The organism is Buttiauxella sp. A111, assembly GCF_014189855.1.
GTDB classification, from domain to species: Bacteria; Pseudomonadota; Gammaproteobacteria; order Enterobacterales; family Enterobacteriaceae; genus Buttiauxella; species Buttiauxella selenatireducens.
The window spans coordinates 79,332-100,803 of record NZ_BJFN01000005.1 but is presented as its reverse complement, the minus strand read 5'-3'; the positions used below and the strand labels follow the sequence as shown (position 1 = coordinate 100,803).

General features: G+C 50.3%; 20 protein-coding genes and 1 tRNA gene. 8 read left to right on the top strand and 13 right to left on the bottom strand.

Annotated elements, in window-relative coordinates:
- Positions 1-9: 9 nt before the first annotated feature.
- From dppC to dppA, 3 genes are all read right to left on the bottom strand, one after another.
- A complete protein-coding gene (gene dppC / locus BSPA111_RS15655) occupies positions 10-912 on the bottom strand; it encodes a dipeptide ABC transporter permease DppC (RefSeq protein WP_183272083.1) in 903 nt (300 codons plus the stop codon).
- Positions 913-921: 9 nt separating this feature from the next.
- Positions 922-1,941, bottom strand: a complete 1,020-nt coding sequence (dppB, locus tag BSPA111_RS15650) for a dipeptide ABC transporter permease DppB (RefSeq protein WP_183272082.1) — start codon at positions 1,939-1,941, stop codon at positions 922-924.
- A 247-nt stretch (positions 1,942-2,188) separates the two neighbouring features.
- Positions 2,189-3,796 (bottom strand): dipeptide ABC transporter periplasmic-binding protein DppA, encoded by a 1,608-nt coding sequence (gene dppA, locus BSPA111_RS15645; RefSeq protein ID WP_183272081.1) that lies wholly within the window; start codon positions 3,794-3,796, stop codon positions 2,189-2,191.
- Between the two features lie 917 nt (positions 3,797-4,713).
- On the opposite strand from dppA, the gene BSPA111_RS15640 reads away from it, so the two are divergent.
- Complete coding sequence (locus tag BSPA111_RS15640; protein WP_183272080.1) at positions 4,714-5,382, top strand: DUF3829 domain-containing protein; 669 nt, start codon at positions 4,714-4,716, stop codon at positions 5,380-5,382.
- 71 nt (positions 5,383-5,453) lie between these two features.
- Here BSPA111_RS15640 and BSPA111_RS15635 read toward each other — a convergent pair.
- Together BSPA111_RS15635 and eptB are read right to left on the bottom strand one after the other, a co-directional pair.
- Positions 5,454-5,530, bottom strand: a tRNA-Pro gene (locus BSPA111_RS15635).
- Between the two features lie 100 nt (positions 5,531-5,630).
- Positions 5,631-7,313, bottom strand: coding sequence for a kdo(2)-lipid A phosphoethanolamine 7''-transferase (eptB, locus tag BSPA111_RS15630; protein WP_183272079.1), 1,683 nt, complete (start codon positions 7,311-7,313; stop codon positions 5,631-5,633).
- A 302-nt stretch (positions 7,314-7,615) separates the two neighbouring features.
- Between eptB and BSPA111_RS15625 the strand changes: the two genes are divergently transcribed.
- Positions 7,616-8,200 carry an HD domain-containing protein gene (locus BSPA111_RS15625; RefSeq protein WP_183272078.1) on the top strand — a complete coding sequence of 195 codons (585 nt, stop codon included), beginning with the start codon at positions 7,616-7,618 and terminating at the stop codon, positions 8,198-8,200.
- Here BSPA111_RS15625 and BSPA111_RS15620 read toward each other — a convergent pair.
- A complete protein-coding gene (locus tag BSPA111_RS15620; RefSeq protein WP_183272077.1) occupies positions 8,191-9,393 on the bottom strand; it encodes an MFS transporter in 1,203 nt (400 codons plus the stop codon). The two genes, BSPA111_RS15625 and BSPA111_RS15620, sit on opposite strands and share 10 nt — an antisense overlap.
- Before the next feature lie 238 nt (positions 9,394-9,631).
- A complete protein-coding gene (locus tag BSPA111_RS15615) occupies positions 9,632-10,345 on the bottom strand; it encodes an autotransporter domain-containing protein (RefSeq protein WP_183272076.1) in 714 nt (237 codons plus the stop codon).
- A gap of 251 nt (positions 10,346-10,596) precedes the next feature.
- Here BSPA111_RS15615 and tag point away from each other — a divergent pair, with 251 nt between their 5' ends.
- Both tag and BSPA111_RS15605 read left to right on the top strand, forming a co-directional pair.
- A complete protein-coding gene (tag, locus tag BSPA111_RS15610; protein ID WP_183272075.1) occupies positions 10,597-11,160 on the top strand; it encodes a DNA-3-methyladenine glycosylase I in 564 nt (187 codons plus the stop codon).
- The gene (locus tag BSPA111_RS15605) at positions 11,157-11,597 is read left to right on the top strand and encodes an N-acetyltransferase (RefSeq protein ID WP_183272074.1); all 441 of its coding nucleotides are present in this window, start codon (positions 11,157-11,159) and stop codon (positions 11,595-11,597) included. The genes tag and BSPA111_RS15605 overlap by 4 nt, the downstream gene beginning before the upstream one ends.
- Here the strand turns inward: BSPA111_RS15605 and BSPA111_RS15600 are convergent.
- On the bottom strand, positions 11,566-13,896 hold the full coding sequence (locus BSPA111_RS15600) for a molybdopterin guanine dinucleotide-containing S/N-oxide reductase (RefSeq protein ID WP_255459293.1): 2,331 nt from the start codon (positions 13,894-13,896) through the stop codon (positions 11,566-11,568). The two genes, BSPA111_RS15605 and BSPA111_RS15600, sit on opposite strands and share 32 nt — an antisense overlap.
- A 166-nt stretch (positions 13,897-14,062) precedes the next feature.
- Between BSPA111_RS15600 and BSPA111_RS15595 the strand changes: the two genes are divergently transcribed.
- Positions 14,063-14,725 carry an OmpA family lipoprotein gene (locus BSPA111_RS15595; protein ID WP_183272073.1) on the top strand — a complete coding sequence of 221 codons (663 nt, stop codon included), beginning with the start codon at positions 14,063-14,065 and terminating at the stop codon, positions 14,723-14,725.
- A gap of 75 nt (positions 14,726-14,800) precedes the next feature.
- Here BSPA111_RS15595 and BSPA111_RS15590 read toward each other — a convergent pair whose 3' ends face one another.
- Complete coding sequence (locus tag BSPA111_RS15590; RefSeq protein ID WP_183272072.1) at positions 14,801-15,418, bottom strand: hypothetical protein; 618 nt, start codon at positions 15,416-15,418, stop codon at positions 14,801-14,803.
- Positions 15,419-15,511: 93 nt separating this feature from the next.
- Here BSPA111_RS15590 and BSPA111_RS15585 point away from each other — a divergent pair, with 93 nt between their 5' ends.
- From BSPA111_RS15585 to emrD, 3 genes are all read left to right on the top strand, one after another.
- Complete coding sequence (locus BSPA111_RS15585) at positions 15,512-15,913, top strand: hypothetical protein (protein WP_255459292.1); 402 nt, start codon at positions 15,512-15,514, stop codon at positions 15,911-15,913.
- Positions 15,914-16,385: 472 nt separating this feature from the next.
- A complete protein-coding gene (locus BSPA111_RS15580) occupies positions 16,386-16,475 on the top strand; it encodes a type I toxin-antitoxin system toxin TisB (RefSeq protein WP_122974051.1) in 90 nt (29 codons plus the stop codon).
- A gap of 248 nt (positions 16,476-16,723) precedes the next feature.
- Positions 16,724-17,908, top strand: coding sequence for a multidrug efflux MFS transporter EmrD (gene emrD, locus BSPA111_RS15575; RefSeq protein ID WP_183272071.1), 1,185 nt, complete (start codon positions 16,724-16,726; stop codon positions 17,906-17,908).
- A gap of 88 nt (positions 17,909-17,996) precedes the next feature.
- Here emrD and BSPA111_RS15570 read toward each other — a convergent pair whose 3' ends face one another.
- The 4 genes from BSPA111_RS15570 to dsdC form a co-directional block, all read right to left on the bottom strand.
- Positions 17,997-18,719 carry an amino acid ABC transporter ATP-binding protein gene (locus BSPA111_RS15570; protein WP_183272354.1) on the bottom strand — a complete coding sequence of 241 codons (723 nt, stop codon included), beginning with the start codon at positions 18,717-18,719 and terminating at the stop codon, positions 17,997-17,999.
- Entirely contained in the window at positions 18,706-19,470 is a 765-nt protein-coding gene (locus tag BSPA111_RS15565; protein ID WP_183272070.1) for an amino acid ABC transporter permease, read from the bottom strand. The genes BSPA111_RS15570 and BSPA111_RS15565 overlap by 14 nt, the downstream gene beginning before the upstream one ends.
- A 43-nt stretch (positions 19,471-19,513) precedes the next feature.
- On the bottom strand, positions 19,514-20,284 hold the full coding sequence (locus tag BSPA111_RS15560) for a basic amino acid ABC transporter substrate-binding protein (protein WP_183272353.1): 771 nt from the start codon (positions 20,282-20,284) through the stop codon (positions 19,514-19,516).
- Positions 20,285-20,371: 87 nt separating this feature from the next.
- Positions 20,372-21,295 (bottom strand): DNA-binding transcriptional regulator DsdC, encoded by a 924-nt coding sequence (dsdC, locus tag BSPA111_RS15555; protein WP_183272069.1) that lies wholly within the window; start codon positions 21,293-21,295, stop codon positions 20,372-20,374.
- Positions 21,296-21,472: the final 177 nt, after the last annotated feature.

The window sequence follows — 21,472 nt, the reverse complement described above, 5'->3', positions numbered from 1 at the left end:
CGTGCCTCTTTACTGCTTGAGTTTAGGATCGAGTGCATCACGCAGCCCGTCACCCATCAGGTTAAATGCCAGCACCGTCAGCAGGATTGCGACACCAGGGAAGGTGACAACCCACCAGGCACTTTGTGCGAACTGCAACACGTCGGAGAGCATCGTGCCCCACTCCGGTGTTGGGGGTTGCGCACCCATGCCGAGGAAGCCGAGAGCGGCCATATCGAGAATGGCGTTAGAGAAGCCAAGGGAGGCCTGCACGATAAGCGGTGCGAGGCAGTTTGGTAGAATGTTGATGAACATCTGGCGCATAGAGCCCGCGCCTGCAACGCGCGAAGCGGTCACGTAGTCGCGATGCACTTCCACCAGCACCGCGCCACGCGTCAGTCGCACATAGTGCGGCAGCGCAACAAAGGTCAGTGCCAGCGAGGCGTTAACTATCGATGGGCCAAATATCGCGACCAATACCAGAGCCAACAGCAGGCTTGGCAGTGCCAGCATGATATCGACGACACGCATGATGATGTTGTCGATAAGGCCACCAAAGTAGCCTGCGACCAGGCCGAGCACCACGCCCATAATAAGCGACAGTACCACCACCAGACAGCCAACCAGCAGCGACAGACGCGCGCCGTACATCAGGCGAGCCATGATGTCGCGGCCGACGTCATCAGTACCGAGCAGGAATTGCCAGCTACCGCCTTCTTGCCACACAGGAGGATGCAGCAAAGAATCACGGAACTGTTCAGCCGGGCCGTGTGGAGCGAGGACGTTAGCGAAGATGGCGATCAAGATCATGACGGTGACATACACCAGGCCAACGACCGCCCCTTTATTTTTTTTGAAGTAGTACCAGAATTCCTGGAACGGCGTCATGGGGACGGGCGCCGCGACCACTTTATTCTCAGTTATTTGCGTCATGATAGACCCTTATTTCTTATGGCGTATACGCGGGTTCACCACGCCGTACAGTAAGTCGACGATCAGGTTGACGAGGATAATCATCGTCGCCACCAGCAATACGCCGCCCTGTACTACCGGGTAGTCACGACGTTGTAATGCATCAATCAACCAGCGGCCAAGGCCCGGCCAGGAGAAGATGGTTTCCGTCAGAATCGCACCTGCCAGCAATGTCCCCACCTGTAAGCCGATAACGGTGACAACCGGCAGCATGGCGTTACGCAGAGCGTGCACGACGATGACGCGCATACGGGTCAACCCCTTGGCGCGAGCAGTACGGATGTAATCTTCGCCCAACACTTCCAACATGGACGAGCGGGTCATACGCACGATAACCGCCAGTGGGATGGTACCGAGTACCACGGCTGGCAATATCATATGCATCACGGCATCGATGAAGTCACCGGACTCACCCCATATCGCGGTGTCGATAAGCATAAATCCGGTGAGCGGCAAGGTGTCATCAAGGAATACCGTATCGCTGACGCGCCCGGAGACTGGCGTGAGGTTCCAGTAAACTGAAACCAGCATGATTAACATCATACCCCACCAGAAAATAGGCATTGAGTAGCCTGTTAACGCCAGGCCCACAGCGGTGTGGTCGAATATGGAACCACGTTTAACGGCTGCCAAAACGCCAACCGGAATCCCCACGGCAACGGCGAAAAGCATGGCGCAAACACCGAGTTCCATCGTCGCTTTAAAGCGCGGTACGAACTCGTCCCAAACAGGGAGACGGCTTTTTAACGAAATGCCCAAGTCACCGTGCATCACGCCCCATATGTAATGGAGGTATTGCTGCCACATTGGCTTGTCGAGACCGAGTTCGGCCAACAACTGAGCATGACGTTCAGGAGAGATACCGCGCTCACCGGCCATAATCATTACCGGGTCACCGGGAATCATGTGCACGAAAGCGAAGGTAAGAAGGGTAATACCGATAAACGTGGGGATAACGAGTCCCAAACGTCGGAGGATGAACTGCAACATATCCCGGATTCTCTGTAATGACGAAAAGTCTGGTCACTTTCCGTCTGTATTGCTCACAAATAATTTCCGCAAACCTGGGAGGGAAGTCGGGTTGGCGATGTGTCGCCCTCACCCTAACCCTCTCCCCCAGGAGAGGGGAAAAACCCCCAGTCACCCCGCTCTCCTCTGGAGAGGGAAAAAGACCTCGATCTTCTCCCTCTCCCTCAGGGAGAGGGTCGGGGTGAGGGGCGGTACTTATTATTCGTACTTATTCGACAGACACGTTTTCGAAGTGGTGTTTGCCCAATGGGTCAACCACGTAACCTTTCACTTCTTTGCGCACTGGCTCGTATACCGTGGAGTGAGCGATGATCAGCGCCGGAGCCTGGTCATGCATCACGACCTGAGCTTGCTTGTACAGCTCGATACGCTTGTTGTGATCGTCTGTTGCACGCGCAGGCTGAATCAGGTCTTCAAACGGCTTGTAGCACCAGCGAGAGTAGTTAGACCCGTCTTTCGCCGCATTACAGCTAAACAGAGTCGCGAAGAAGTTGTCCGGATCCCCATTGTCGCCGGTCCAGCCCATCATCACAGCCTGATGCTCACCTGCTTTCGCACGTTTGAGGTACTCGCCCCACTCGTAAGTAACGATCTTGGCAGTCACGCCCACTTTCGCCCAGTCAGCCTGAATCATCTCAGCCATACGGCGAGCGTTCGGGTTGTACGGACGTTGTACCGGCATTGCCCACAGATCAACGGTGAAGCCGTCAGCGTGGCCGGATTCTTTCAGCAGCGCTTTCGCTTTCTCAGGATCGTAGGTGTAGTCTTTCACGTCATCGTTGTAGCCCCACATGGTTGGTGGGATCAGGTTTTTAGCCGCAGTGCCTGCGCCCTGATAAACCGCTTTGATGATCGCATCTTTGTTTACCGCGTAAGTCAGCGCCTGACGCACTTTCGCATCATCAAACGGTTTCTTCTCGGTGTTGAAGGACAGATAGCCTACGTTCAGGCCAGCCTGTTCCATCAAACTAATGCTCTTATCTTCTTTCATACGAGCGATATCAGCCGGGTTCGGGTATGGCATAACCTGGCACTCGTTTTTCTGCAGTTTCGCGTAACGCACAGAAGCATCTGGAGTGATAGAGAACACCAGACGGTCGATCTGCGGCTTAGTACCCCAGTAGCCTGGGAACGCTTTGTACAGAATGCGGGAGTCTTTCTGGTATTGCAGCAGCTGGAACGGACCGGTACCGATTGGGTTCAGGTCAGTTTTTTCCGGCGTGCCGGCTTTCATCATGTTGTCGGCATATTCTTTAGACAGAATAGACGCGAAGTCCATGGCAAGGTCGGCAAGGAATGGAGCTTCCGGGCGCGCCAGCACGAACTGAACGGTCTTGTCGTCTACTTTCTTAACTTCGCTGATCAGGTCAGGCAAGCCCATACCTTCAAAGTATTCGTAGCTGCCGCCAGAGACTTTATGGTACGGGTTGTTTGCATTTTTCTGGCGATCAAAGGAGAACACAACGTCGTCAGCATTTAAGTCACGCGTTGGTTTGAAATCTTTGTTGTCCTGCCACTTCACGCCCTGGCGAAGATGGAAGGTATAAGTTTTACCGTCCTCACTCACTTCCCACTTTTCAGCAAGACCAGGAATGATTTCAGTGGTGCCGATTTTGAACTCAACCAGACGGTTATAAATTGGCACTGAGCTGGCATCGTACGTAGTACCAGAGGTGAACAACTGAGGGTTAAAACCTTCTGGGGAACCTTCTGAGCAATAAACCAGGGTTTTTGCCTGAACGCTAGCTGCTACGGTCAGTGCCACCAGGCTCAGACCAAATTTCAGCATCCCTGACTTCTTCAAGGAAAGACTCATTCTTCTGCTCCGTTGTGATGTTCCCTTCATCTTTCTTGCCGAAGCTTTGTAGGCTGCCTTGCACTAACGCCGTCACTTACCCAAGTAAGCTCCGATGTTTTGTTCAATTGCCGTCACACTGCAACAAGAAATCTATTGGGACATATGTCGTGTTGTTTTTATCCGTTAGACCTTTGTTATATGAGTGCGGTCTGTTCGGTGTGCCCGGAGGCGATGGTGAGGCCAGGGTTTCCCTTCGTCAGGCTAGCTGTGTGGTAGTGCGGACTGTCCATAATTTGCCCCTCACGCCCTACAATCTGTCAATAGATGAGTAAAACGTCAATATAGGTAACGGGGATTTACAACCGAGGTGAGAAACAGCGAACAAAGTTAAAAAAAAGCCAGTCACTCTATTTCCAGCAGGGAAATTTATGCTACGGCTATGTTTCTAGAATATTACACTGCTTAAAAGACGAGCTACAGCCGTATTCAGTTGTGTCTATTTTGTAAAATTTCTTGCCGAATGCTGATTATCTGAACGATATGTTTTGTGATCCATATCTCCTACAGCGAATCATGCTGGGTTGAAACATAAGCATCGGGGTAAAAAACCACTATTTTCCATAACAAAATACGATGGAAAATGTCACAAAATCGTCCTCCCGAGGAGGATACAACGTAAACAGAAAGGTAAAGCCATTTTGAGTCACCAAACAGGCTGTTTTACTCCGTTCAGGAAGAGAGCGTTTAAATTGAACAAATAACAAGAACGCTATTTTTAAGTGCTATTGGAATAAAAAAATAAAACGTAAATAGCCAATAGAATATGCCTTAATATTTACCATGCTTAATAAGTCCATTTTAAGACATATACGCAAGAATCCTTGACTGGGTAATAGCATTATTAATACCGTCAACTCTTTCCGCCAGGAATTAGTATGCACTCACACATGAAATATATTAACAAGAGAATGCTTCATGTTTTTATGAATGGTTTATTCACAGTGTTATTTCTTTCAGGATGTGATGATAAGCAGCAGGACGTTTCTGCCAGTATCTCTTCTGAACAGGCTCACATCAGGAACGCACAATGCTATGCCCCACCGAAGGTCCCGGCTAATATTCAGAATGGAACTTATCCCTTCTGGAGTAGCAGTTCAGCCAGAAATAATATTCAAAATCTCCAGAACAAACTTTCTGAGATAGAAAAAAGCCAGGACAAAACATTAGTCTATTATTCTCTCGCTATTATTATCCAGGCCGATAAAACGACAGAAATAGTGAGCAAAGAAACGTTTATCCCGCAAGAAGCACTATTACAAGTGGCGGCACTCAATTCGCTGATTGCGAAGGCACAAGAATGCTATAAAGCAGCGCCGTCATCAGACAATGCCAGCCTTATTCGTTATAGCTTCCTGCTCGACTCTGCAAGCCAATACAGCAATTTAGTCGCAGAACGCATTCAGCGACAACAAAGTCACGTTGCTTATAGCGAAGGTGAAAAGGCCCAAATTGGCGGTATGACTGAATGGATGGTCAAAGGCTCTGCGGGAAGAGTGATCCGGGCCTATAACAGGGTTGTCAGCAGTTTTAATGATTTGAGCTAGTGAGGAGGTTCTCATCCTCTTCAAACTTCAGATGCAAAAAAGCCAACCCGAAGGTTGGCTTTTTCTAAATTTGGTCGGCGAGAGAGGATTCGAACCTCCGACCCACTGGTCCCAAACCAGTTGCGCTACCAAGCTGCGCTACTCGCCGAATGCGGAGCGCATCTTACTGCGCACCGTTTTAGCCGTCAATCCCTGATACTTAAAATTATGTCCGTTTGATTCAATTTCCAGCATATGTGGCGAAAAAGTTACTGTACGGCCTTCTGCGGCACATGACACCAGTTGTTATTCTGGTTAATACCGCCGTCTGGCGACGTGTAACCCAGGCAACCCAGAATCGTGTCGTACAACTCTACATGACGGTGCGGCACTTTCATTTTCGCCTGTTCCTGCATGTATTCAAATTCACGCGCGCGGTCTGGGTTTTCCAGATATTTATCTGAAGCCCAAACTAACAACGGAACACGGAATTGCTCAGGCGGTGCCATTTTACGTGGCGTACCATGCAAATGCTTTTTCTCATCAATCGATTCACCATGATCCGAGGCGTAGAAAATAATCGCCCGCTTATCACGCAACTGAGAAATCACACTATCCAGCACCGTATCGGTATAGAGCACTGAGTTATCGAATGCGTTAATCAGCTGCTCTTTACTGCACTCTGAATCAATACTGACGCACTCAGGAGCCCATTTAGCGAAGCTGCGCGGATAGCGTTGCACGTAAGAGAAGTGTGAACCTTTGGTGTGCAGCACAATCAGATGCTTGCCATCTGGATGCTTATCAACCGAACGCTTCATCTCCTCAACCAGCAACATATCGTCGACTTGTTTGCCACTGTTCCGTGGCTCAGCGGCGATTTGCTCACGATAAGAGAAGTTATCTGCCATGGTATTACCGTAGAACCACACTTCACTTTGCATCGCAAACAGCTCGGAGCTAAAACCCAGTTGCTTGAGTACGGCAAACACGTTTTGTTCTTTTAACGTCCGTTGCGGGTTGTCTTCCGCTCCACCTTCACGCACAAACATGCAGCGCAGCGAAAGTTTGGTCGCGGTATCGCAGGATTCCCCACGGAAAGCGACGAGGTTTTTCTCTTTGGCGAGTTTTGGCGTGGTATCACGGTCATAACCCAAAATCCCCATATGATCCCAGCGCGTCGTTTCGCCAATCACAAACACGACATAGGTATCATCCAGCTCTTTTGGTGCGACATAGGTGAACTTTTTCGCCGGATTCATCAACGAGTTGTTATCTGTCGATTCATCGGCCTGAGCCCAGGCAAAAAGACCCAAAGCGGAAACCCAGTTAGACGGCAGATAGGAGTTAGCGACCACACCGCCATAGCTTGGCATATCAACGGTCGAGCGTTTCTCAGAACGGTTTTGTTGTTTATCCAGTAAACGCAAAGGCGCCCAAACCATCAACCCTGCCAGCAGCACAATAGCCACATTCTTGATGCGTTGGCCTGGTGTTTTTAACTGATGAAGCAAGGTGTCGCGGGTATTACTTCCCCAAATCAACGCCAGCGGGATAACGCTGACCAAAATCATCCACATGACAAACTGATAGCCGACAATCTCTTTAGAAAGGTCGATATCGGTAGTCATTACCGACGCAATGATCCCGTAGCCAATAACAACGTTGAGTAACGTCATGTAGTAGCTTGCGGCGACAGAGACCACCACAATCAGTGATGCGAGAATTCGCCAAACCGTGCGGCCAAATAGCGACAACAGACGGAGTAAGAAGAAAGTGACCAGCACGCATGCAGCGACTTCAGCCAACATAGAAAATGCTTTAAAGCCGCTAAATTCCCGAATGAATCCTTCAAAACGATGATAAAAAACCGAAAGGTTTAAAAATAGTCCGATGTATACCGCTAACAGGAAGCACAGCTTCTGCTGGGTCATCGATTTAACGTAATTCATGCAGTTGTCCGAAGAAATGGTGCAAAAGAAGAAATGTCATAAGCATCACTCAGACTCTCTTTAACTTGTAAAATTCTGAGTAATGAAAAAATAAAGTCCGAATCAGGACGATTCTTAGCCAATTTTTTGTGCGAATTAGTAGAGCATAGGGTGGAGAAAAAGTATCGACAAAAATCGCGATTCGATATGTTGTTTACATATCTCTAGCCTGATTTACCTTTTTAAAAGGCACAACAAAAACCAGGCGTCACGACCGGGTTGTGGGGCACATGAGCCAATACGGGTGATGCGGAGGGGAAATCATGTTGTCACTGGAAGAACGCGCACGCCGATATGCCGCTAAGGCCCATGCAGCTTGCGATCAGCGTCGCAAATATACACTTGAGCCATACATTGTTCATCCCGCCGCCGTGGTGGAACTGGTCAGAAGCGTGTCGCTGGTTGAGGAGATGCTTGCTGCGGCCTGGTTACACGATACAGTAGAGGACACCGGCAGCACGATTGTCGATATTCAGGAACACTTTGGGCCAGACGTCGCGATGCTTGTTGCCATGGTGACAAACCCCGAACAGCACCCTGGCACCAACCGCATGACGCGTAAACGCGCCCATTTCCTGCATACCGCCAATGCCAGTGGCGAAGCGCAAACCATTAAAATCGCGGACATCATTGATAACACGCGTGAAATTTTACGCTATGACCCACATTTTGCCCGGGTCTATTTGATTGAAAAACGGATTCAGTTGGCAGGACTGGAGCGAGGGAATGAGCAGTTAAGGATTCAGGCAGAAAGTATTATCGAACAAGGGATTTCACAATTAATGATGCCGCCGTATAACGTCCCGGCGGCATGGTTTGCGGCATTAATGGCTCGCTATCAAGCGTGAGCTTCTTGCAAGACTTCTCGTGCTGGCTGGCGGATAGTCGTGGAAATTGCCAGGGACAAAATCAGCAGCGCGAAGATGACGCAGAAGGTGACATAGAAGCCGCCGAACACAGAGGCGATAATCGAACCGCAGATGCTACCGATACCGAAACCCAGGTAAATCACACCGTAGTTTTTAGTCAGGTTATTCAGACCAAAGAACTCACTGACCAGTGATGGATAAACGGTGATGGTGCCGCCGAAGTTAAAGGCTACACAAGCAATCGCGGCAAAGAAAGTCGCTTCGTTGAGTGGGGCGAACAACAGTGCCGCCATACCGACTAAAGAAATGACCTGGCCGATAGTAATAACGCGGATCCGGGCAATTTTATCGGACAAAATACCCAGAACTAAACGACCACTCAGGTTAGCAATGGCGATAACAGTCACTGCGTTAGCCGCAGCTTCAGCAGTCAAATGCACCATACCCTGTGCGATATCTTTTGCTACACCAATCACATACAGACCACTCATGCAGGCTGTCAGGAACATAATTGCCAGCATCCAGTATTGTGGCTGACGCATAGACTCTGCCAGTGTGTAATCTTTTTCAGCCACGCCGCTCGCTGTTTTCACTTCCTGCAATGGCGCATCTTTCATCAGCATTGAACCGAGAAGAATCATCACCATCGCCAGGCCACCCCAAATCATGAAGGTGCTTTCAAGGCCTACAGTCGCCAGCAAATGAGTGTCGATGTATTTAAAACCTAAGCTACCAAGGCCGTAGGAACCAATGGCGAATGCGGAAATCAGGCCTTTACGCTCAGGGAACCACTTCACGCAGTTGGAGAGAGTTAACAGGTAACCTGCGCCATCCGCCAGGCCCACCAGCACACCGGCGCTCAGCCATAACATCAGCAGGTTATCGGAGTGAGCGGTCAGGAAGAAGCCAACACCCAACAGCACACCCGCAGCCATCGTCACGTTACGCACACCGAAACGTTCCTGCAGTTTGCCTGCCACTGAGGAAGAGATCGCAAGGCCGAGGCTTAACAAACCAAAGGAGAATGCGACCTGGCTGATAGGCTCACCCAGTTTTTGCGACAACGCGCTATTGAACAGACTCCAGGTGTAAACGGAACCCAGTGCAAACTGAGTAATGATGGTGCCGATTAGCGTTAACCAGCGTGTACGGTTGTAGTTGGCATTATTCATGGCAGATGTCCGCAAAATTTAAGAGAAATCTTCTGCCGCTAAGAGTAACGAAGTGCATTTTATTCCAGGAGAAAAAGGCATGAGATGCACTCAGGGCGGAATGAAATGCCACTGAAAGGGAATGAATGACCTGGACGTTAGATTAATTCTTTGAACGGTTAGTGCTTACTATCGCTATAAATGGCGTAAATGCTGATAATTAAATGTTAAATATACCAGCACAAGGTTAAATGAATGATCAGAACCTTGCGCTGACGCCAAGGTTATAAATATAGGTTTCGCCCGTGGTGACACCTTCGGCTTGTGACAACGAAGCAAACGCCGCCATATTTTTACCGATTGGCATATCCGCACCGACGGTGACATCAATCCAGTTGCTATCCTGGCCTGACGCAACATTCGCCCTCAGCCCTGACTGGGCTTTCCACAGGTTTTCGCCGTACTGGTGGTTGTAACTTATCTGTGCCCACGGGTGCAGGTAGCCGAGCGACGAATCCAGCCGCCAGCCCACGCTAGACACGCTGGCATGCCAAAGTTGATCGTTAAATCCAGACCCGACAACCGAATCACCGTATTCGTTATAAATCCCTGTCGATGAACCGTCCCAGCGGTACTTTGCGGTCGGCCCTGTAGTGATATTTCCAGGCAAACTAATATTCCAGCCGATACCCAAAAGTGAGTTATCAGCGCTAACGCTATCGTTACCAGAAACGAGCGACAGCCCCTCCTGGTTTTGGGAGGTAAAAGAAGAATTAATCCGTTCTGCGAGAATATCGTTATAACTTGGTTGGTGACTGCTGTCCCAGGTATAACGATCCTGTGTTTCGCCCGGTGCATCCTCAACAACATATTCTTGTTGCCAGGCAAATACATTCGTAGCATAGGTAAGACAACATAAAGCCAGCACCGTGGTGAGAGTGACACGGTGACCACTGCGTAGTTTTATTATCATTAATGCGACTCCAGGAAAGAGCCAAATCCGGCGATATTTTTAGTCTTTTTGGCGGGCTTGCGGATAGCCCAAAAATAATTCAAGGTGCATCGAGGCAGCAAGTGAGCGAATCCCGATGAGCTTATTCGGGTGAGCAAACGCAGCCAACAAATAGGCGACTTGAAGTATGTAAGGGATAGCCCTGAATTAACTATTGTCTCTTTATCTGGCACGTCAAGTTGGCACGAGAAATTTCATCAAAGGAGAAACGTATGTTGCGTTGTGGATGGGTATCCCAGGACCCGCTTTACATGGAATATCACGATAAAGAATGGGGCGTGCCGGTCACTGATGGACAACATCTTTTCGAGATGATCTGCCTTGAAGGACAGCAGGCCGGTTTGTCATGGATTACCGTGTTGAAAAAGCGCGAAAACTATCGTCGCTGCTTTAAAAATTTCGACCCGCAAGCGGTAGCATTATTGCAGTCAGACGATGTCGATCTGTTGGTTCAGGACGCAAGCATCATCCGTCATCGCGGAAAAATTGAAGCTATAATCAATAACGCGAAAGCATACCTGGCGATGGAAGCGAACGGCGAAAAATTCCCTGAGTTTGTCTGGTCGTTTGTCGACAATCAGGCGCAAGTGACGAAAGCCGCCACGCTTGATGAAATCCCAACCACCACACCCGCTTCAGACGCGCTCTCCAAAGCACTGAAAAAACGCGGCTTCAAATTTGTAGGCTCGACGATTTGCTACTCATTTATGCAGGCCTGTGGTCTGGTTAACGACCATGTGACGAGCTGTTTCTGCCACCCAGATAACCTGAAATGATTCGCCGTATGCAGTCGGATGAAATGGATGAGCTGATCGATATTTGGCTTGCCAGCACCATTCAGGCACATCCGTTTATTCGCGAGCGTTACTGGCATGAAAGTGAGTCGATAGTCCGGAATGTCTATATTCCGCAATCAATGACCTGGGTTTATGTCGAAAATGACAAAATAGTGGGATTTATCAGCGTGCTGGACTCACACTTTATTGGTGCGCTGTTTGTGAGTGAACCGTTCATCGGCAAAGGGATTGGACAGGCGTTGATGGCACACGTCAAAACGCACTTTTCAGCGCTGAGCCTTGAGGTTTACCAGATGAATCATCGGGCAGTGCATTTTTATCATCACCAGGGCTTTCGCATTGAAGAAAGCGCCTGGCAAAATGAAACGCACCACCCGACGTGGATTATGAGCTGGCAGGAGGGAGAAACGCTGTGACTTCCGGCACTGGGCCGAGATACTTTTCGGCCCACACCAGCGATGAATTCGCGGCACAGCCATTGGCCAGCCGCGAAGTCGGTATATCCAGCGTCAGTACGTTTACCGCACCGTTTTTACACAGTTTCCGGTCATCTAAATCCGGCCATGCTCCCTGATGAATACAGACCACGCCCGGCTTGATACCCTCCGTCACTAACGCCCCAACCAACACCTGCCCACGCGCATTCCAGACTCGTACCAAATCCCCATCGGCGATGCCACGTTCTGCGGCATCTTTGGGATGCAGTGTTAACGGCTCGCGTCCGGCAATAGCGTATTTTTCGCGTAATGCCGCATAGTTCAGTTGGCTGTGCAAACGGTGCGCCGGGTGCGACGAAAGCAGTTGGAGCTGGCCAGGCTCAGCATTGCCCTGCCATTCATCCGGAGCAAGCCAGGTCGGGTGCGCTGGACAGTCAGCATAAGCAAAACTGGCAATGCGCTCGGAAAAAATTTCAATTTTTCCGCTAGGGGTTTTTAACGGGTTAGCCTGCGGATCCTCGCGGAAATCAGCAAAACGAATGAAAGCGGCATTCTTCTCACTTTCTGGCATTTCTATCAGTTGGTTAGCATCCCAGAACTGTTGGAAATCAGGCAATTCTACCTGCTGAGCGGCTCCACGCTTACGCGCGATTTCATAGAACTCTTCCAGCCATTGCAGCTCGGTTTTCCCTTCAGTGAAACGTGTCGCGCCCTCTTCTTCCCACAATGCGCTGAGCTGCGCAAAAACATCAAAATCATTACGTGCTTCACCCTGAGGTGAAATGACTTGCTTCATTGGCACCAGATGCTGGTTGCTGTAATCGCCAGTCATCGTCAAATCATTGCGCTCAAAGGATGTGGTGATCGGCAGGACAATATCCGCGTGTTTAGCCGCAGCCGTCCAGAAGCACTCGGAAATCACCACCAGCTCCGGCTTCTGCCAGGCTTTGATCAGACGGTTAGTGTCCTGATGATGGGTGAAATTGGCACCGCCCGCCCACCACAGCATTCGAATATCCGGGAAGGTTTTTTGCAGCCCATTATGCTGATACTCGCCGCCTGGGTTTTCCAGCGCTTCGACGATGCGCGCCACCGGGATTTTTTCCACGGCATCAATACCGTTTTTCACCGAGCCTTGCAGGGATCCCAGTACCGCAGCACGACGTGTCGGATTACCGCCGTTCGCAAAGTGATATGAAAGCCCAAATCCGCCGCCTGGCGTACCAATCTGCCCAAGCATTGCCGCCAGTGTTACCAGCATCCAGTGTTTTTGCTCGCCGTACTGCTGACGCTGCATCCCCCAGCCCGCCATCAACATGGTGCGTTTTTCACTGAATAACCGCGCCAGAGAGTCGATGGTTTGTGCCGGTACGCCGCAAATCTCTGCCGCCCAATGCGCTGTTTTTGGCTGGCCGTCAGATTCACCCAACAGATAAGCCGCAAATTTGTCGTAACCGTGCGTGCAACGGGCAAGGAATTGCGTATCGTGCCAGCCATTGATCACCAACGTATGGGCGATACCCAGCATCAGCGCCACATCGGTGCCCATATTCGGCGCAATCCACTGTGCTTTTTCACCGAGGAAATCCACCGTTTCCGATCGCATCGGATCGATGGTGATCACCGTTTTGCCGCTGTCTCTCAGTTGTTCGAAATACTTCACGCCCTGCTCATCGCTGGCATTCCACGCAATCTTTAGCGTGTTCAGTGGGTTAGCACTCCACAACACCACGACATCACTATGCTCCAGCACTAAAGGCCAGCTCGTTTGTTGCTGGTAAACTTCATTGGAGCCCACCACGTACGGCATGATGACCTGCGCCGCACCGGTAGAATAATCGCCAAGATGCCCGGTATACCCGCCCGCCAGACTCATATAACGTTGCAATAACGTCGCCGCTTTATGCAGCACACCATTGGAACGCCAGCCGTAGGAACCAGCAAAAATCGAGGCTGCTCCATAAGTCTCGCGAATACGTTGATGTTGCTGGTGAATGAGTTGTAATGCTTGATCCCAGCTAATCCGTACATAGTCGTCCTCACCACGCACACCTTGTGGCGCGTCAGGTGATGCCAGAAATCCTTTGCGGGCCATAGGGAATTGCACGCGAGCCTTGCTGTGAACCTGGTCAGGAACGGCGCTTTGCAATGAATTCTCATGCCCGGTTTCCAGTGCGCCCGTCGAGCTGATCACGCGTACCCCGTCGGTTTCGACGAGCATCGGACCCCAGTGTGCGGCTGTTAGAATTTTTTTATTTGATGAAGATGCACTAGCCAATTCGGGCTCCCCTGTTTGCAGGTAGTGGGCAGGTGGCGGTCTATTGACCACTCAATATTTTATTTAGAAATTCAGACGACTCTATAGAAACTTCTACACATTCACGCGGCATAATCAACCGCCGCTGAGCATGCGGTTGAGTTATTTAATTCACAAAGGAAATAAGATGAAAAAACGCGTCATGATGATTGCCGCTATTGTCTGCGGCACGTTAGCAGTTTCTGGTTGTACTACCAACCCATACACCGGCGAACGTGAAGCGGGTAAATCGGGTATTGGAGCAGGTATTGGCTCACTGGTAGGTGCTGGCGTCGGCGCTCTTTCGTCATCGAAAAAAGATCGCGGCAAAGGTGCATTAATTGGTGCCGCAGCAGGCGCTGCATTAGGCGGTGGCGTTGGTTATTACATGGATGTGCAAGAAGCTAAACTGCGTGAAAAAATGCAGGGAACCGGCGTAAGCGTAACGCGTAATGGCGACAATATCGTGCTTAACATGCCAAACAACGTCACTTTCGACAGCAGCAGCGCAACACTGAAACCAGCGGGCGCTAACACCCTGACCGGTGTGGCGATGGTACTGAAAGAATATCCAAAAACTGCGGTTAACGTCGTGGGTTACACCGACAGCACCGGCAGCAATGATTTGAACATGAAGCTCTCCCAGCAGCGTGCCGATGGTGTGGGCAGTGCTCTGATAACCCAGGGCGTTGCAGCAAACCGTGTACGTACAACGGGCATGGGGCCTGCGAACCCAATTGCCAGCAACAGCACTGCTGACGGTAAGGCGCAGAACCGCCGTGTAGAAATTACGCTGAGCCCACTGTCCTAATCATTAGAATTGATGCGCTCGCGCCCCGGGAACCTCCCGGGGCAATGCTATTGAGTCCAACACAAACGCCAAAACTCACATCGGCGGCGTCAGCCCGTCTCTGCCCGCAGAAATACCCCGCGCCACCAGTTGGCCTTTATCGTCTTTCACGGCATGCAGCACCACTTTGGTACCGGGTTGCAGCAGGTTCCGCACTCCTGGGGTAATCAAAACAACGGGAACATCGTCAGGAACTATCACCGTTTTCTCCTGGTCTTTAACATTCACCGTCATGGTGCGACCATTGCTATTCACCAGTTTGCCAACCGTACCGTTCGTCATCGTGTTGACGTTGCCGTCTGCAGATTCAAAGGGATTAAACCCTTCGCCTGAGCCACGTAAGTCTGGCGAAAACACGTGCACCTCCAACGCTTTCAGCGAACCATCCGCCTGCTGCACGGCAGCCGTGCCAATAAAACTATCAGGCTTGATGTCGCTGATGTTGGCCTTGCTGACGCTATTCACCTTGGTTTTGTCTGTCAAAGCGACCTCGAGCTTCTCCCCCTGACGGGTGGTGATTGTGACCTCATTGCCATTCACCGAATCAATTGTTCCACGAATTGGCCTAATAACATTATCAGGCTGAGCCGCCACAGCCCCCGCACTCAGCAACAGAGCACTGAGCAATAATGCGGAAAAACGATGCTTTATCATGTCCCTCTCCAGTATTCAGCAGATGAATAATTAGCACGCTCATTAAGGGTAATTCGCAAATGAAAACTGGGGAGGAAAGTGGAGTGAAAGAGTGTGTTTAAAGATTTCGTCGAATCGTGTGACGCCAGACAGTCGCAGCTAAACTATCGTGATACGCTGCGTGAATTCGATATCCATCGTGCTGGCACAGGAAAAAATATGGCTTACAAATTTGCTCTGTTATTGCTTATCCCGTTCGCCATTATTGGCTGCGCTACGAGGGATACCTCAGGCTATGACGGGCATCGTACGTATGGTCCAACCGAAACCGACGAGTTTATCCGCTCGCAACAGCTCGATCCCCTCAACAACCGTGAAAATTTAACCCCGGAACAGCGCAAGGCGATTAGCGAACAAATGCGGGCAGAAAGGCTAGAAGCCAGAGGCAGAATGGATAACAGCACCGACAGTGGCGATGGTTTTGGGCAGGCTGTTCCGCGAGGATTCTCTAACTAATTGAAGGGTGGGCAGCGCGTATCTTTGTCCTCAGCTAAAAACCCCATCACCAAAAACAAAAAACCCCGCTGGTGAGGCGAGGTCTTTTGTTTTTACTGCTTAGTGCTTTTGGCGCATTTACTGCTTCGCACACCACGCAACATCAACCCTCAGAATATACGACGAAACCTATAGCCGCGCAAACACTTGCTGTTAATTTAAGCACACCATAAATTCTCTGCCTGGGAAGATGCTCGCATTTTCACCAAAACACTGTTTTTTTATACAGCAAAACATTTATACTGACTGTGTTGAAAGTGATGCGCTCTGAGGCCGCAATTCGCCGCGGAATACAAGTCCTGGCTGAAACGGGTGGTGCCGTCAGTGCCTTAACCTCGAAGGAGCACGCCACGTAACTTCAACAAATTCAGCAGACTACAGGCAGCGGAAAGGCGCGTCGGCTGACAGTGCTCCTGGCCACAGGAGAAAGCGTATGGGCTTGATGGAACTGGCTATTCTGTTTCTGAAACTCATGGTTGCGTTGTTGCAACTGCTTGAGGTTGCCATGAAATACTTCAAGTAATTCATGGCCTTCAAGTCGCATCAAAAGGAGGCGGGAAACCGCCTCCTTTTAATAAATTTCAGTTGCCGTTTCGCTGGCAACAAAAATTGCCGTTCAGGCTTTAAAAGCTGCCATTAAATCCCCGATCAAAAAGCATTACACCATATGGCTTCATTGTCTTTATGTGGTAGATTCCTCTCGATTTTTAGACGCAGTTAGATTTATACACTGACCATTGGCACATAAATCCCTACAACACACCTGAGACAATGAAAAAATTAGCCAACATTCACCTGCTGATGATGTTAATTCTTCTGGTTGCCGTCGGGCAGATGACGCAAACCATTTATATTCCGTCTATTCCCGATATGGCTCACGACTTTGGTGTTCGCAACGGCGCGATCCAACGCGTGATGGCAGCCTATTTGCTGACCTATGGCGTATCGCAGCTTTTCTACGGGCCGATTTCAGACCGCATTGGCCGCCGTCCGGTCATTTTGGCGGGTATGAGCATCTTTATGCTCGCGACAGTGTGGGCGCTGTTTACCACCAATTTGACCGCACTGGTGATTGCCAGCGCATTGCAGGGGATGGGAACCGGTGTTGCGGGCGTCATGGCACGAACCATGCCACGCGATTTGTACGAAGGGTCATCGCTTCGCCAGGCCAATAGTTTGTTAAATATGGGGATCCTTGTCAGCCCGCTCATTGCACCGGTGATTGGCGGCATGCTCGATTCCATTTGGGGCTGGCGCACTTGCTACGGCTTCCTGCTGGTGCTGTGTATTATTGTCGCGATCTGCATGCTGCGCTGGCTGCCAGAAACTCGACCCGTTCAGGCCAAACCTCAACGCCTGGTAGCGAGCTACAAAGCACTGCTGGGTAGCGGCTCGTTTAACTGCTACTTGCTCATGTTGGTGGGCGGCCTTGCTGGCGTGGCGGTCTTCGAAGCCTGCTCCGGCGTATTGATGGGCGGCGTGCTGGGGCTAAACGGTGTTGTCGTCAGCATTCTGTTTATTCTGCCGATTCCGGCGGCATTTTTTGGTTCGTGGTACGCAGGTCGACAAAATGCCCGTTTTTCATCGCTGATGTGGCAGGCGGTTTTGAGCTGCCTTATTGCGGGCATCCTGATGTGGATCCCAGGCTGGCTCGGTTTCATGAATATCTGGACACTGCTGGTGCCTGCGGCGCTGTTTTTCTTCGGTGCCGGGATGCTATTCCCGCTGGCAACCAGTGGCGCGATGGAGCCATTCCCGTTCCTGGCAGGGACCGCTGGCGCGTTAGTGGGTGGGTTGCAAAACATTGGTTCTGGAGCGATGGCGTGGTTTTCTGCCCTGCTGCCACAAACCGGGCAATTCAGCCTTGGTATGTTAATGACCGCCATGGGCGTGATGATTTTGTTCTGCTGGCTGCCGCTTGCGCATAAATTCCAGCAAAATGAGCAGACTATCTAAAGCAAAAAAAGCTGCCCAATAACAGAATGCAAAATTGGGCAGCAAAATTGAGAACGGGCTAAGGGGCAGCCCTGAAAGCGAACGAAATTTAAAGCACCTTACTCAAAAACTCTTTGGTACGCGGGTTAGTCGGATTGTTAAACAGTTGCGACGGTGGCCCCTGTTCCTGAATCACGCCCTGGTCGATAAACACCACACGATCGGCAACTTCACGGGCAAAACCCATTTCGTGGGTAACGATAACCATCGTCATGCCTTCCAGCGCCAGTTGCTTCATCACCGCTAACACTTCACCCACTAACTCCGGGTCAAGTGCTGAGGTCGGTTCATCAAACAGAATGATCGACGGCTCCATTGCCAGCGCACGCGCAATCGCCACACGCTGCTGTTGTCCACCAGAAAGGCTCGATGGCCAGGCATCAATTTTGTCTATCAGACCCACTTTTTGCAGTAGTTTTTCCGCACGCGAAACCGCTTCAGCTTTCGACAAACCTTTGAGCGACATCGGCGCCATCGTCAGGTTCTCCAGCACCGTCATATGCGGGAACAAATTAAAGCGCTGAAAGACCATCCCCACACCGGAACGCAGGGTATTGAGGTTCGTTTTCGGATCGTGCACCGCAAAACCGTTCACCACCACTTCACCGCCATCCGGTTTTTCCAGCGCGTTCAGGCAACGTAAAAAAGTACTTTTACCTGAACCAGACGGGCCAATCACGCACACCACTTCCTGTGGCGCGATATCACATGAAATACCACGCAGCACATGAGTTTTGCCAAATTGTTTCTGTAAATCATTAACGTGAATCACTTTTGCCAAGCCTCTTTTCCATGTGTTGCACCATCAGCGAGAGCAGGAATGTTAATACCCAATAAACCAATGAGATCGTCAGGTAGGGTTCCCAATATGTCGCATAAGCGCCAGAAACGGTACGTGCTGCGTAAGCCAAATCTGCCAGGCCAATCGCTGAAGCCAACGAAGAATCTTTCACAATGGCGATGGCATTATTGCCCAGTGGAGGCAGGATGCGGCGGAACGCCTGCGGCAAAATAACTTTGCGCATCGTTTTGCCCCAGCCCATTCCCAGCGCGCGCGATGCTTCCATCTGGCCTTTGTCGATTGACTGAATGCCCGCACGGAAAATCTCAGAAACATACGCCCCGGCATTAAGCGTAATCGCGACCACGCACGACAGGAATGCACCATATTCAGACCGCAGTTCGCGGGCAAAATCCACCGACATCAGCCCACTGCTGACCAACATCCCATCACGCGGGTTGATGAATAGCGGCACCAGCGCGAAGTGAACCACCATGATTTGCACAAACAGCGGCGTCCCACGGAAGGCGCTCACGTAAATGCGCACCGGCCACTGTACTGCGTAGCGCAGCACCTGTTTCCATGGGCCATCTTCGGCATGCGCCATTCGACCCAGGCCAAGTAATAAACCCCAGGTGGTACCCAAAATGACACAGATGATGGTGCATTTGATGGTCATGAGCGCGCCTTGCATAAATAGCGGCGCGTATTCTGAGATTATCTCCCAGCGAAATCCGGTCATACCTATCCTTGTTGGGGCCAGACAGGCCCCGAGTCATCCAAAATTATTCAGCGGGGAGAGTAGGAACGTTGCTATCAAACCAGGTGGAGTAGATTTTTGCGTAAGTCCCGTCAGCCACGATTTTCTTCAAGCCGGAGTTGATTTTACCCAGTAACTCCTGGTTATCTTTCGCGACGGCAATACCGAAATACTGGCGTTCAAACTTGTCGTCTTTGACCGCTTTCAGCGCTTTATCCGGGTGGGATTTGATGTAGTACTTCACCACGCCAACGTCACCAACAGCAGCATCAATGCCATTTTCAGCCAGCTCCTGAAGCATCAGCGGCGTATTATCAAAACGTTTGATGTCGGTGCTGTTTTTACCCAGTGTTTCGGATACCACGGTATCGCCTGCGCTTGAGTTCACCACGCCGACTTTCTTGCCTTTCAACGCGTTAACTGAATCGACACTGGAATCATTCGGTACGACGATGGATTGCTCCGCCGGGAAGTAAGGAGCCGAGAAATCGACCATCGCTTTACGTTTATCAGTGATGGTGATGCCTGAAATAATAATGTCGCGATCGCCAGAATTCAGGGTGGCAAAAATCCCTTCCCACGGCGTATTAACCAATTTGATATCAAAACCTTCGGCTTTAGCGATGGCTTTGATGATGTCGATATCGAAACCTTCAAGCTGCTTTTGGCTGTTTTCAAATTCAAACGGGCGGTAAGTCCCACCAGAACCGACAACATAAGTCTGCTGTGCGGCCCAGGCAGAAGTGAGAACGGTAGAAACAAGGCATCCTGCTAAAACAACTGATTTTGCTAACATCCTGAACATATGACGCTCCCAATAAAATTATTTATGCACTTTAATTGCATAAAAATACATAATTTCATGAGAAACGGCAACTAAAAATCATACGTGTGATTGAAGCCACTGGATAAACGCTTCAATTTTCGGCCATTGCCGTCCAGGTAACGTCGTAGCGTAGTAATGCTGATGGCATTTCAGCGTCATTTCCCCAAATGGGGCAACCAACTCGCCGCGGTCCAGGCGTTTTTGCACCAGTCTTTTTCGTCCCATCGCCACACCGACCTGGTTCACGGCCGCAATCACCGCTAAATCGGAACGATCAAAACCGATGCCTGAAGATGAAGGTAACGGGACCGAAAAATGCTGAGCCCAGCTGTGCCATTCGTCCGTACCGGAATCATTGCTCCATGCTTGTCTGTCATGCAACAACGTGCAATTGCGTAGATGCGCGGGTTTATCTTTTAATTCAAATCGTTGCGCGTATTCAGGACTGCACACCGGCAGGATGGATTCATCCATCAGAAAATGATGTGTTAGCTGCGATGAAGGCGCATCGTCAAAATAGAGTGCTAAATCAATGCCTGCGCGTTGCAGATTCACGTTCTCATTGCCAGTGAGAATGGTCAGTGAAATAGACGGATAGCGCCGCGTAAAATCCCCAAGAATCGGAACCAACCAGCACTGGGCAACGGAAGGACGCGAGTAAATGGTCAGTAGACCTGACAGCTCCTGGTTTTTGATATCCAGGATCTCCTGATTTAGCGTATCCAGAGACGATTTCAGCGCCCAGAAAACCCGTTTTCCTTCATGTGTTAACTCCACTTTACGGTGCGAGCGCACAAACAACTGAATTCCCAACTCTTGCTCAAGTTGATTAATTCGGTGGCTGACTGCGCTTGAGCTTAGAGAAAGCTCTTCTGCCGCCAATGCGAAGGATTGATGCCGGGCAGCGACTTCAAAAGTGTAGAGTTTTGATAGCTGCCAACCATTAAGTAAGCGATTTCGGACTTCGCGAATCGGATCCATTGTGCTTTCCAGAGAGATAAATCATGGCGGCATTGTAAAAGATGTGCCTGAAAACGTCGTTTTAAGATGCGAAAAGTCGAACCAAAATCAAATTTACACCCCGATTTTCAACCTGAATCACTCTTTTGGCTCAATCTGGCTCATGTGAAATGCCATTTATATCGTTTGTCAGCCAGG